Origin of the sequence: Paenibacillus sp. IHB B 3415, from assembly GCF_000802655.2 — a bacterium.
Lineage (GTDB): Bacteria > Bacillota > Bacilli > Paenibacillales > Paenibacillaceae > Paenibacillus_AQ > Paenibacillus_AQ phytohabitans.
Genome location: NZ_JUEI01000047.1, coordinates 1 through 12,970 on the forward strand (window position 1 = coordinate 1; position 12,970 = coordinate 12,970).

At 52.5% G+C, this 12,970-nt stretch carries 11 protein-coding genes; 7 read left to right on the top strand and 4 right to left on the bottom strand.

The features are described from left to right. The 6 genes from QW71_RS38130 to QW71_RS20515 form a co-directional block, all read left to right on the top strand. The coding region (locus QW71_RS38130; RefSeq protein WP_152679815.1) for a DUF4430 domain-containing protein at positions 1-488 on the top strand (488 nt) is incomplete at its 5' end. Continuing rightward, positions 485-1,429, top strand: coding sequence for an energy-coupling factor transporter transmembrane component T (locus tag QW71_RS20495; RefSeq protein ID WP_052770107.1), 945 nt, complete (start codon positions 485-487; stop codon positions 1,427-1,429). The genes QW71_RS38130 and QW71_RS20495, both read left to right, overlap by 4 nt. Then, positions 1,345-3,150, top strand: coding sequence for an ABC transporter ATP-binding protein (locus tag QW71_RS20500; RefSeq protein ID WP_039302896.1), 1,806 nt, complete (start codon positions 1,345-1,347; stop codon positions 3,148-3,150). The genes QW71_RS20495 and QW71_RS20500 overlap by 85 nt, the downstream gene beginning before the upstream one ends. After that, positions 3,123-3,809: an ECF transporter S component gene (locus tag QW71_RS20505; protein WP_039302898.1), complete on the top strand. Its 687-nt coding sequence runs from the start codon at positions 3,123-3,125 to the stop codon at positions 3,807-3,809. Before QW71_RS20500 ends, QW71_RS20505 begins: the two co-directional genes overlap by 28 nt. A gap of 143 nt (positions 3,810-3,952) precedes the next feature. Then, positions 3,953-5,662, top strand: coding sequence for a methyl-accepting chemotaxis protein (locus tag QW71_RS20510; RefSeq protein WP_039302901.1), 1,710 nt, complete (start codon positions 3,953-3,955; stop codon positions 5,660-5,662). A gap of 277 nt (positions 5,663-5,939) precedes the next feature. Further along, positions 5,940-7,085, top strand: coding sequence for a hypothetical protein (locus QW71_RS20515; protein WP_039302904.1), 1,146 nt, complete (start codon positions 5,940-5,942; stop codon positions 7,083-7,085). Positions 7,086-7,283: 198 nt separating this feature from the next. Here QW71_RS20515 and qoxD read toward each other — a convergent pair whose 3' ends face one another. Genes qoxD through qoxA form a run of 4 tightly spaced genes read right to left on the bottom strand, consistent with a single transcriptional unit; the run spans position 7,284 to position 11,181 of the window. Beyond that, complete coding sequence (gene qoxD / locus QW71_RS20520; protein ID WP_039302907.1) at positions 7,284-7,577, bottom strand: cytochrome aa3 quinol oxidase subunit IV; 294 nt, start codon at positions 7,575-7,577, stop codon at positions 7,284-7,286. Between the two features lies 1 nt (position 7,578). Then, the gene (qoxC, locus tag QW71_RS20525; protein ID WP_039302910.1) at positions 7,579-8,175 is read right to left on the bottom strand and encodes a cytochrome aa3 quinol oxidase subunit III; all 597 of its coding nucleotides are present in this window, start codon (positions 8,173-8,175) and stop codon (positions 7,579-7,581) included. Further along, positions 8,172-10,121, bottom strand: a complete 1,950-nt coding sequence (gene qoxB / locus QW71_RS20530) for a cytochrome aa3 quinol oxidase subunit I (RefSeq protein WP_039302913.1) — start codon at positions 10,119-10,121, stop codon at positions 8,172-8,174. The genes qoxC and qoxB overlap by 4 nt, the downstream gene beginning before the upstream one ends. Positions 10,122-10,164: 43 nt before the next feature. Then, positions 10,165-11,181: a cytochrome aa3 quinol oxidase subunit II gene (gene qoxA, locus QW71_RS20535; protein WP_039302916.1), complete on the bottom strand. Its 1,017-nt coding sequence runs from the start codon at positions 11,179-11,181 to the stop codon at positions 10,165-10,167. A gap of 503 nt (positions 11,182-11,684) precedes the next feature. Between qoxA and QW71_RS37215 the strand changes: the two genes are divergently transcribed. Continuing rightward, positions 11,685-12,824 (top strand): polysaccharide deacetylase, encoded by a 1,140-nt coding sequence (locus tag QW71_RS37215; protein ID WP_052770108.1) that lies wholly within the window; start codon positions 11,685-11,687, stop codon positions 12,822-12,824. The last annotated feature ends 146 nt before the right edge of the window (positions 12,825-12,970 follow it).

Genomic DNA, 12,970 nt, shown 5'->3' on the forward strand with positions numbered 1-12,970 from the left:
GCAAGTCTGCCGCGCCAGCCCCGGCGGCCACCGGCAAGTCTGCCGCGCTAGCCCCGGCGGCCACCAGCAAGCCAGCTGCGCCAGCCCCGGCGGCCACCAGCAAACCAGCCGTGCAAGCTCCAGCGGCTACCGCCGCGCCGGTGAATACGGTGACTCTCTCCATTACTGGGGATGAGGAGCACGGCGTTATTCTGGCCCCGGCGGCTTATGAAATAGAGAAGAATGAGACTGCGCTGGAGCTGCTGGGGCGGATTACCCGCCAGCACAAGATCCAGATGGAATATCAGGGCAGCAAAACCTTTGCCTATGTGGAAGGTATTGATAATTTGTATGAATATGATCACGGGGCAGAAAGCGGCTGGATGTATAAGGTGAACGGAGAGTTTCCGTCCAAGGCTTCCGGCAGCTGGGTTATGAAGCCCGGAGATACGGTTGAGTGGCTGTATACGCTTGATCTTGGCAAGGATATCGGAGCATCGGCGCCATGAACAGCGGCTTTCGGTCCATGCATCCTGCCGTAGCCCTGCTGTATTATGCCGGGCTGCTGCTGTTCGCCCTGCTGGGGCTTCATCCGTTGTTTCTGGTTACGGAAATAGCAGGTCTGCTGGCGTTGCTGCTGCTGCAGGACCAGGGGAAGGCGCTGCTGCGCGGTCTGCCTTTTATGCTCCTGATGGGCGGTTCAGTCGCAGTGCTGAATCCGTTGTTCTCGCACAGGGGTGCACATATTCTCTTCTACTGGCTGGACCAGCCGATTACGCTGGAGGCTGTGCTGTACGGACTTATAATGATGACCGTACTGCTGACAATCTTCATCTGGTTCATTTCATACAATTACACGGTAACGACAGATAAATTCATGTACCTGTTCGCCGCCGCTGCGCCCAGAACGGCATTACTTACGCTGATGGCGCTCCGGTTTGTCCCCTTATTCCAGCGGCGGCTGCGCCAGATTACCCTGATCCAGCGCCTGCGCGGTGTGGATGTCCGCACAGGAAGCCTGCGCAAGCGGATGCAAGACGGCATGACGCTGCTGAAGGTGCTGCTCACCTGGTCGCTGGAGGAAGCGCTGCAGACCGGAGATTCCATGACGGCCCGCGGCTACGGGGTTGCCAAACGCAGCACGTACAGTATATACAAGCCGGATCGGCAGGATAAGCTGATTCTGCTGGTACTGACGCTCAGCGGTATGATTGCACTATTCTTTTGGCTGCAGGGCTACGGTACGCTGGAGATTTATCCCCGGATGAAGAGTATGGATTTCGGCTGGCAGGATGCCGTGATGTACGGCAGCTTCTGTTTGTTCGTCCTGCTCCCTGCAGGTCTGGAAGGAAAGGAGAAATGGTTATGGAGATCCTCAAAGCAGAACAAGTATCCTTCCGCTATCCTGAAGAAGACAGGGACTCGCTCCATGAGCTCTCGTTCACAATAGAAGAAGGCGAATTCGTAGTGCTCTGCGGCCCGTCAGGCGGCGGCAAAACGACACTGCTGCGCCATCTGAAACGTGAGCTTGCCCCGGTAGGCATGTTCAGCGGAAGCCTGACATATAAAGGGCAGCCCCTGCCCGGTCTTCCGGCAGCCGTTGCCGCAGGGGAAATCGGAATGGTCTTCCAGAACCCGGATGCGCAGATCGTGATGGATACCGTCTGGCATGAGCTGGCCTTCTCTATGGAGAATCTCGGGATACCGCCTGCAGTGATGCGGACCCGGCTGGCTGAGATCTGCGCATTATTTGGACTTGAGCCGCTGCTCTACCAATCCGTGCACGAGCTGTCCGGCGGACAAAAGCAGCTGCTTAATCTGGCCTCGGTGCTGCTGCTTCAGCCCAAGGTGCTGCTGCTGGACGAACCGACCTCACAGCTTGATCCTGTAGCTGCCCGGGAATTCATTATGGCGCTGCAGCGGCTGAACGAGGAAATGTCAGTGACGGTAATCATCAGCGAACACCGGCTGGAGGAGGTGCTGCCGCTGGCCGACCGTGTGCTGATGCTGGAGGGCGGCAGGCTGGTGGCAGATGCAGGTCCGCGCGCTTTCGTTCAGCAAGCCGGCAGTGCATCGCTCGCTCCGCGTCAGGCTTATCTGCCGGCAGCTTCGCGGTTATATCTGGGACTGTCCCCGCAAGCGGGAACGGCCGAAGCGGAGAATATTCCGCTGACTGTGCGCGAGGGCAAACGCTGGCTGCATTCCAAGGAAGCGGGAGCTGCTGTCCTTCGTGAACATCCGGCTGCTATTCCCGGCGCAGGATTACCTGCTGCGATCTCCCGTGAAGCCTCTGCATCGCCGGGTATTGTCACATCCGGCGATGCAGTCGCTGAGCCCGTTACTCATCCGGCTGGAGCCTCCGGCCCGGGCGGGCCGGATTCACCCGTGAACCTTCCTGCACTATCCGCAGAAATTCTGCTCAGCTGCCGGGAGGTTACCTTCCGCTACGACAAGGAAGGCCGGGAGGTGCTGAGGAAGCTCTCGCTAACGCTGAGGCGGGGAGAGCTTCTGGCGGTTATGGGCGGGAACGGTGCCGGGAAGTCGACCCTGCTGCATGTACTGAGCGGCCTGATGAAGCCGCAGCGCGGCAAGGCCGAGCTGTCCAAGGGGAGTACAACCGGGCTTCTGGCCCAGAATCCGCTGCTCTATTTCAGCTATGATACTGTGGCTGAGGAGCTGCAGCATATGGCGAAGTATGCCGGGGCGTCCCTGGAAGAAGCCGGGCGGGAAATAGATGCCCTGCTGGAAGTCTTCCGGCTCCGCGAGGTGCTGCAGAGCCATCCGCATGATCTCAGCGGCGGGCAGCAGCAGCAGACCGCACTTGCCATGATGATGCTGCTGAAGCCGGATATCCTGCTGCTGGATGAGCCGACTAAGGGGCTCGACCCGGCAGCCAAGGACAGGCTGGCTGCTCTGCTCCAGCAACTGCGCGGGCAGGGGGCCAGTATTCTGATTGTAACGCATGATGTGGAGTTTGCCGCTAAATATGCTTCCCGCTGTGCGCTGCTGTTTGACGGCAGCATAACAGCGGAAGGGGCGCCGGCAGAGTTCTTCAGCAGTAATTATTTCTATACTACGGCAGTCAACCGGATGGTCCGGGACTTACTGCCGCAGGCATTGACAATAGAGGATGTGATTCGAACATGGTCCGGTTCCGCGCCCCCCTGCTGATTGCTCTGGGATTATTCGTGGCTGGCCTCGCGCTAACAGCGGCGCTGAAAGACCGTCATTATGTGCTGCTCAGCCTGGTGCTGCTGCTGGCTGCGCTGCTGCCGCTGTTTCTCCGGCTGGAGCGCCGCCAGCTGGCATCCCGTGAACTGGTGCTGCTGGCCGTATTATCTGCTATTGCTGCGGTCAGCCGGATTCCTTTTGCCGCATTGCCGGGGGTCAAGCCCGTGTCTGCCGTTGTCATTCTGTCGGCTTATGTCTTTGGGGCAGAGGCAGGGTTCGTCATCGGTGCAGTGGCGGCGCTGGTATCGAATATCTACTTCGGTCAGGGCCCCTGGACACCATGGCAGATGTTCGCCTGGGGGATGACCGGACTTACGGCAGGCTGGCTGCGGAATACCTGGTGGATGAAGAAACGGCCCGGGCTGCTGGTCTTCGGTTTTATCTGGGGATTCCTGTTCGGCTGGATTATGAATCTATGGGTTATTCTCAGTCTTCCGGATGCGTTCAGCTGGGGGCTTGTGGCAGCGACCTATGGAGCCAGCTTTTATTTTGACCTGGCCCATGCGTTATCCAATGTCTTTTTTCTGGCTATTCTGGCCGGAGGATGGACTAAAGTGCTGAAGAGATTTCGCAAGAAGTATGGACTGCTTCAAGAGTGAAAAGCTGTTTATAGGTCTTTGTTCATATGAATCGATAATATTTTTCAATTTTCGACATTTTTTTCAGCGTATTATCAACATTTTGGCCTAATTCTCCGATAAATACAGTACAGCAAGATATCGAGAAGGCGGGATTATAAGAAATGAGACATCTGAAGATTAAGCATAAAATGACTTTGCTGATTGCAGTGATCGTAGTGTTACTCATAGGCATTGGGACGACAGGCATTATGACCACCAGCAGAATGGCGGACAGGTCCCAGGAGACATACGAACAGAATTTGCTGCCGATTTATCTCATTACGGAGATCCGCGGGAATAACCGGGCGATCGAATCTTTTCTGCTGGAGGATCTCATTACCAAGGATGCTGCCAAAAGTCAGGAGCTTAAGGCGGCTATTGAAACGAATATCACTACGAACAATGAACTTTTGGAACAGCTCAAGACGGTTGAGTTCAGCAATGACAAAATCGCGGCTAATATCAACGAATATCTGCTCCTTCTGCCGGACTACCGCTCCCAGCGTGATAATATCATCCATCTTGCCGACAATAATCTGAATGATGAGGGTTATCAGGTTTTCTCGGGTGGAGCGTTCAGTGAATCGCGCCGGACGATGGTTAACCTGCTGGAGGATACTGCGGCCCTGCTTGTACAGGATTCATCCGCGCATAATGAGGACACTGTAGCAAGTGCCAAGAGCTCCATCACTTTAAGTGGCATTCTGATTACCATTGCCTGGGTTCTGAGTATTGTCATCAGCATCATGATTACCCGGTTGATTACGAAACCGCTCAAGGAACTGCAGCAGCTGATGAAGCGCGCAGAGGAGGGGGATTTGACTGCTGCCGCCTCCTATCAGTCGAAGGATGAAATCGGCCAGATTAACACTTCGTTTAATACGATGCTGGAAGGCCTCCAGAATATGATGCGCGGAGTTTCCGAGAGTGCCGAGATTCTGTCGGCTTCCTCAGAGGAGATGAGCGCCAGCGCAGAACAGACGGCGCATGCTTCCCAGATGATCGCCGAGACCTCAAGCGAAATCGCTGCCGGATTCGATGTGCAGGCCGAGAGCATCGCACGTACCGCCCGGTCAGTCCGGACGATGACGTATGATATTACCGAGGCCCGGCACAGCGGCAATGAAATGAACGGTCTGATGGCACAGGCTGCCTCATCAACGGACCGGGGTGTCGAAGCGGTTGAACGAATTCTGGTCCAAATGCGGGAGATTGACTCCAGTGTATCGGCAAGCCAGAGTATTGTCGGCAGTCTGGGCAGCCTGTCCGAAGAGATCAACACGATCATCACAACCATCAATGACATTGCTACCCAGACTAATCTGCTGTCACTGAATGCCTCGATTGAAGCGGCCAGAGCGGGAGAGCATGGGCGGGGCTTCGCTGTGGTTGCAGGTGAAATCCGCAAGCTTGCGGAAGCTACCGGAAGAAGCTCGCTGCAGATCACGGAGATTATTACCCATATCCGCCAGCAGACTGAAAGTGCAGTGGAATCCATGGAGCTGGGCTCCGGGATTGTCTCCCATGGCGTAGCGCAGAGTGAAGTGGTCTCCGCTGCATTTACTGAGATACAGACCTCTATTCAAGCAGCCAGCGAGCAGATGGAATTGATTACGGAGGTTATCGGACATGTCGCCCAGGAATCGGAGGGCGTAGCCCAGGCGATGGCCCAGGTGGATGAAATCTCGCGTAAAGGCGCCGGTGATGTTCAGGACACAAGCGCAGCGAGTGAGCAGCAGCTAACCGCAATGGGGGAGATGTCTTCCTCTGCCCAGTACCTCGCCACATTGGCCGAGGATCTGCAGAAGCATCTGGCCCGGTTCAAGCTATAGGAAGTACTGAAGCCTTGTTCGGCTAAAGATAACAGAGAGTTTCCTGTTATCTGCAGCTGAACAAGGCTTTTTTTGAATGAATAAGGTCATCCGGCCTACAACAACAGGCAGCTTTCTGCAACATACGGCTTACTGCTCACGTCTTTAATGATACCGGGAGAGCAGCTCCGGGGTATTGCTAAGGAAAAGGAAGGGCGCCTTGAGCGCGATTCCATGATTCCATGATTGGATGTTCATTCCAGGTTGTGAACCTGAATTCAAGGAGGCGATTCACAGGATGAGGACCCCAATATTCAAACTGGCCCTAGTTCCGGTATTAATGAGCACACTTATTGCCTGCAGTGCAGGTCAGGACGGAAATAATGCCGTTGTCCAGGAGCCGGGGAACAGCACGGAGGGCACGGGTACACCAGCCGGACCTGCCCGAACCGCTGAATCCGTCAAATCTGCCGAACCAACCCCGGAAGCAGCCGGGCCAGCGGTAACGGCGGAGGAGATCGGGCATTATGAGAATATAGTTATTTCTGATTGGATGGATGAAGATACGGTTGTAGTGTCCAAGGAGAACGACAAGTTAGGTAAAATGAGTCTGGAGGAACTCGCGGATTCATTTCCCAAAAGCTTGTACTTCTACCACCTGGATACCCAAGAATTCGAGTTGATCAAGGAACAGGAGGATGTGTTTCTGGGAGACGCTGTATTGTCATCCGATCATAAGCATCTGCTGTATAGTGAATTCTCATTAGGTGATCCGGTCTACTACGTGATGGATTTAGGGTCAAAGAAGACCTTCGGCATCACGGGCGAGCCGATTGCAGGGGCGTTAAGCGCCCGGTGGGCTGATGATGACACCGTTATAGGGCCTGCATACAGCGGCGGTGCTTTTACAGCAAATACCTCCGGTAAGATCGCTGCGGTGGAGGGACTTAGCGGTGAAGGACTGATTGTTGTCCGGCAAATCAAAGATAAGATTTATTACACTACCAATTCCGGCGAATCGCTCCAAACCTTCGATCTGAATACCAAGGAAAAAGCCACATTGAAAATTGACCGTGTGGGCAACGTAATTCCTTCACCGGACGGAGACCAGCTGCTGGTCCTGCAATATAAGGATTCCGCACAAGCGCTGCTCCTCACTGATACAGACGGGGGGAACCAGAAGATTATCGTGGAAGGCGCGGAGCTTGGCGGCATCTCATTGTCGCCGGACCAGCGGATGATTGCTTACAGCATGTCCGCTGACGGGAACGGTACGGCCTCTACTGCTCTTTATGTCTACGATCTGGAATCGGGTAAGTCTGCCAAGGTTGCAGACGGTACAGGGAACCTGACGACCTCCTGGAGCCCTTCGGGCAAACAGCTGGCGTATACCGAATGGAGCGGGGATGAGGGCAGCAGCAGTGTGGTTCAGTTGAAGGATTAGATATTATTAGCTTTCGAACTTGAAGGGACAATACAAGACGGAAGTGACGGAGGGGAAGTTCAAACCTTCACCGCAGTTACGACCACATCAATTTTAATTCATGATTTGCACCCAAAAAGCGGCCCGTCCCGGAACATACCGGAAACGGACCGCTTTTATTATGCTGCGTAGAAGGGACGTTCCCGCCCCTCATAAAGTTTAAGAGTACCAGCCCCACACGAAGATGAACAGGGTTCCGAAGATGGTAACCAGACCCACGAACAGTGCATAGGCGATGTTGATGTACAGCTCTTTCTTGGAGTCGGCCGATTCCCCGATGTGCATGAATACAAACAGCTGCAGAGAAGCCTGGATAAGCGCTGTAATCAGCAGCACGGCCATATTGGCCCCGGAGGAGAGATCTCCGTAGATGACAATCAGCGCAGCGGCAGAAAGGACCAGAGAGGCCAGATAACCCATCACATGGCGAATTGGGAACAGTTGCTTCATCATGTCACATCAGTCCTTTCAGGTAGACGAAGCTGAAGATAAAGATCCAGACAACGTCCAGGAAGTGCCAGAACAGGGAGAAGATAAAAGCTTTGTTGGCGGTGGCCGGTGTGATGCCGTGGCGCCACAGCTGAATCATGATTCCCGCTCCCCACAGGAAGCCGAAGCTGACGTGGGCACCATGCGTTCCGAGCAGTACGAACAGACTGGAGAGGAAACCGCTGGTTTGCAGTGTCGCGCCCTCATGCACGTAAGTGAAGAACTCATCGATTTCAATGCCGATAAAGCCGAGGCCCATAAGCAGCGTGATGGCCATAAAGACCATCATCGCTTTCTTATAGCCATGCCGCATGGCATGGATAGCCAGACCTATTGTGAAGGAGCTCGACAGCAGCAGGAAGGTTTCAACCAGCACAGGGCCGATTTCAAATATCTCGCTGCCGCTCGGGCCGCTGGCGAAACGGTTGACCATTACTAAATATACAGTGAACAATGTAGCAAAGAGAGGGATTTCAGCTCCGAGAAAGACCCAGAAGCCGAAGATCTTGTTACTGTTCTCTTCCGTTGAATATTCGAGCGGCTTGGACGCATCTATTTTCATACAGTCTCACCCCGCTTCAATTTCTTTTCTGTAGCGATAACCTCTTCAGCCGAAATATAGTAGCCGTGATCCCGGTCGAAGGACATGAAGGCCAGCATGACAATGACACCGATACCTGAGAGGATGGCCGGAATCCATAAGCTGAATACCAGGGAGAATCCCAGGATGAAGAAGATCACGCCCAGAATGAACGGCTTGCCGGTATTGCTAGGCATATGGATCTTGGTGATTTTTTTGTCGTCATAGAGCGGGATATTGTCCTGCTTCGCGGACCACAAGGCATCGCGGGTCTGCACAGTAGGTACAATTGCGAAGTTGTAGATCGGCATCGGGCTATGTGTAGCCCATTCAAGTGTCCGTCCATCCCATGGATCACTTGTTGTGTCTCTAGGCATATAACGTGTGCTCCAGTAAATATTGTAGACCAGCAGCAGGAATCCGATAGCCAGGCCGACTGCCCCTACGAAGGACAGCATATTAAGCGGACCAAAGCCCGATTCCTCGGAATAGGTATACGTCCGGCGTGTCATTCCCATCAGACCCAGGAAGAACAGCGGGAAGAAGGTTACGTTGAAGGAAATCACGATCCACCAGAAGGAATGCTTACCGAGCCGTTCATTCAGGCGGAAGCCGAACACTTTAGGGAACCAGTAATGGAATCCGGCGATGACGGCGAACACAGCACCCGGAATGAGTACATAGTGGAAATGCGCCACAAGGAACATCGTGTTGTGATACTGGTAATCGGCACTGGCCATTGCGAGCATGACACCCGTTACCCCGCCGATGGTGAAAATCGGAATAAAGGCGAGCGTATACAGCATTGGCGTTGTGAAGGTAATCCTGCCTTTTCGCAGGGTGAACAGCCAGTTGAATATTTTAACCCCTGTAGGTACGGCAATAGCCATTGTGGTAATCGAGAAGAAGCTGTTGACCATGGCGCCTTGACCCATCGTATAGAAATGGTGAGCCCATACGAGGAAGGACAGGAGCGAGATAATCAGCATACTGAATACCATGGAGGTATATCCGTACAGGTTCTTTTTGGAGAAGGTGGCGATAATTTCGCTATAAATACCGAAGGCCGGCAGAATAACGATATAGACCTCCGGATGACCCCATACCCAGAACAGATTGGCCCAGAGCATATCCATCCCGCCGTTGGCCATCGTGAAGAACTGGGAGCCGAACAGGCGGTCGAACATCATCAGCGCAAGCGCAACAGTAAGTACCGGGAAGGCGAAGACGATAATGACGTTGGTGATGAGTACGGACCAGGTGAACATTGGCATCTTCATCAGCTTCATGCCCGGTGCGCGCATCTTGAGAATCGTTACGATAAAGTTGACCCCTGTAATCAGAGTCCCGATACCGGAAATCTGCAGGGCCAGGGAGTAGTAGTTGTTACCGACCGTCGGGCTGAATTCAAGACTCGCCAGCGGGAAGTAGGCTGACCATCCGGCATCCGGCGATCCGCCGATAACGAAGGAAATGTTCAGCAGCATGGCCCCCATGAAGAAGAGCCAGAAGCTGACGGCGTTAAGCCGCGGGAACGCGACGTCACGCGCGCCGATCTGCAGCGGAATGATCACATTCATCAGACCGATGATGAACGGCATGGCCATGAACAGAATCATGATTAGACCATGCGTGGTAAATACCTCATTATAATGCTGGGCATCGAGGAATTTCATTTCCGGCGCTGCCGTCTGCAGACGCATCATCATCGCGTCCACGCCGCCGCGGAACAGCATGAGCAGCGCCGCGAGGATATACATGACACCGATTTTTTTGTGATCTACAGTGGTAAGCCATTCACGCCAGAGGTATCCCCATTTCTTGAAATAGGTAAGCCCGACGAGAATCCCGATGGTTGCCAGTGCAATACTGATCATGGCCCCGTATATTAAGGGTTCGCCGTGAACCTTAAATTTGTCTAAATCCATTAGGGTAGCTCCTTTCAGTGTGTTGCATCAAGCTCTTTCAGAGCTAGTGTCCTTCATGTGTACTTTCATCCACCGGTGAGCTTGGCAGTGGCTGATCGACCTCCGGATCAGGTTCGCTGTCAAATTCGGTTCCGCTGGACGGCTCAGGAGAAGGGTGGATCTCTTTGTTATCCTGATGCTCCTCACTGCCGTTGTCCATGTCCATCTCACTTCCGTTACCACTCATGTGTTCACTGTGGTCTCCAGGGGGAGGACTGAACCCTAAGTGGGTCGAGGAATAGGTTTTACGTCCGAGGAAGTCTGTGGCGAGCAGGCCTTTGAATTCATCCTCTGTAAGCTCTGGTGCGGTTTCCTTGACGTCATTCACCCATTCGTCGTAATCCTTGCTGCTCATAACAAGTGCTTCAAATTCCATGTGGGCAAAGCCTTTACCGCTGAAGTTGGCATTCTTTCCAATATAAGAGCCTTCGGTATCAGCAGACAGGTGAAGCGTGGTGAGCATGTCGCTCATGGCGTACTTTTGTCCGGCAAGCTGTGGAATCCATAAGCTGGTAATGGTGCCGAACGAGTACATTCTGAACTCAACTGCACGATGCACAGGCATATTCACGTAGTTAACCGTTTCAATACCTTCCTCCGGATAGCTGAAATGCCATTTCCAGTTGGAGGATGAAGCGTAAATGACCAGCGGTGTCTGATCTTTATAGTCCGCGGCTACGTTCTCGACTTCGGTAGTTGTCTTGACGGTTACAACTGACAAGAAGGCGACGATAATGATCGGGATAATAATCCAGATCGCTTCAAGTACCTTGTTGCCCTCCTCATGTTCAGGAATGTAACCCTCATTACTCTTCTTCGCCCGGTATTTCACCAGTACAAAGATATATAAGATGTAGACAACTGCCAGAACACCAAGCATTACAACAATGGAGAGAATGATGGTGTCCGATAACGTCCTTGCAGACGGCCCCTTCGGGTTCAGAACAGCGATCGAGCTGCATCCCGGCAGGAGAAGGATCAGGCTTAGAAACAAAGCGTATAACGGTCCCTTTTTTTTCATATAGAACTCCTTCCTTCAATACTACTTTTCATTCGCCGTTCATTAACGGGCTTACTACTTAACCTGTATCTATAGTAAGAACTACTTACCCATAATGCAAAATACATATTTTGTATAAATAGATAAAAAAGCCCTTAAAAATGGCGAACAAGTTAAATATGTGTGATCAAATTGTTACAACTACTTAAAGGTATGATAAAGATCACTGTAGTGGCGCAGTTTAAGCTAATTTTAAGGTTGTTCAAACTTTGTTCAAGAATGCACAATTGTTATTAATTTTGTCACATTTATTTTGAGTCAAAAACACGTGAATTAACCGCTTATGGCCTGCTGTGACAGCATTCGACGCAAATTGTCGTATTTCAGAAAAAAAGCTGAATATTCATTTTATCATTGCAAAAAGGGTAACAATATTTTAGCTTGCGGTTACAATCTCTCAAATTACGTTATATCTATGTGTGATAAAGTAATAGACAAATATACATAGATTGGAGATTGCTGCTGTGCCCATTAAAAAAATAATGCTGTTATTCCTCTCTTTATTCCTGATTACGGGTCTTGTACAGATCCCTGCTAACGCTGAAGGTAAGACTAATGTACTGAAGCTCGGGATCAACGATAAATTGAGCGGTATAGAAGCCGTGTCTGTAAAAGGCACTTATTATGTCCCGCTGCGTGCTCTGGCCGATGAATTAAAATGGACGCTTACCGGCCTGACCGACGGAGTTCTGGTGTCGGGCGGCTCCGGGTCGCTGACTTTGCAGGGCGATGCCGGCGCTGTGCTCAAAGATGGCACAGTGGTGCCTGTGAGCACTTTTTTGCAGGACGGTAAACTTATGGTTCCGCTGAAAGTAAGCGGGTATCTTGGGTATATCATAACCTTTGCGGGGGATAAATATTTACTCCGGGTGAAGGACGGCTCGGCGGGGCTTACGGATGAAGCCTTTGTCACCCAGTATGCAGCAGAACTGAAACCTGCGGAGACAGCCCCGGCGGAGCCTGAGCCCTCTGCTGAACCCGGCAAGCCGGGACAAACCGTGTATCTTACTTTTGATGACGGCCCGTCGGCGACGACTTCCCAGCTGCTGGATATCTTAAGCAAGTATGAGGTGCAGGCAACCTTCTTCATGCTGGGAAATAATATGAACAAATATCCTTCGCAGGTGAAGCGGATTGTGAAGGAAGACTACGGCCTGGGGCTTCATGGCATGACACACCGCAAGGAGAAATTCTATGCTTCCCCGGCTGCGGCACTGGCAGAGATGTCAGGCGATAATGCTGTCCTCAAGAAACTGACGGGCGCTACTACATCGCTAATCCGGCCGCCATATGGCAGCAAGCCCTATTTCACCAAGTCTTTCCGGGATAAGGTGCTGGGTCAGGGCTATCATCTCTGGGACTGGAATGTGGATTCCAATGACTGGAGATACAAAGAGGACAGTGACAAGATCTACAATACAGTAATGGAGCAGGTTCGCACGCTGAAGAAGTCGAAGACAAATCCGGTCATTCTGATGCATGATCAGAAGGCCACCCTCAAGGTGCTGCCGCGTCTGCTAGAAGCGCTTAAGAAGGAAGGCTACACCTTCCAGGTCATTACGAAGGATATGGAGCCGGTGAATTTCTGGAAGGATAAACGGTGATCAGAAGGATTTGAATGCAAAAGAGCAAGCTGCGGGAGTTTCCGCCGGCTTGCTCTTTTTTTGCGGCTTGACAGGGAAATATGGAACCAACCCTTGTGAAAAAAAGTGAAACGGTGAGTAGGGCTAGGCTGCCAGACCGCCAGACC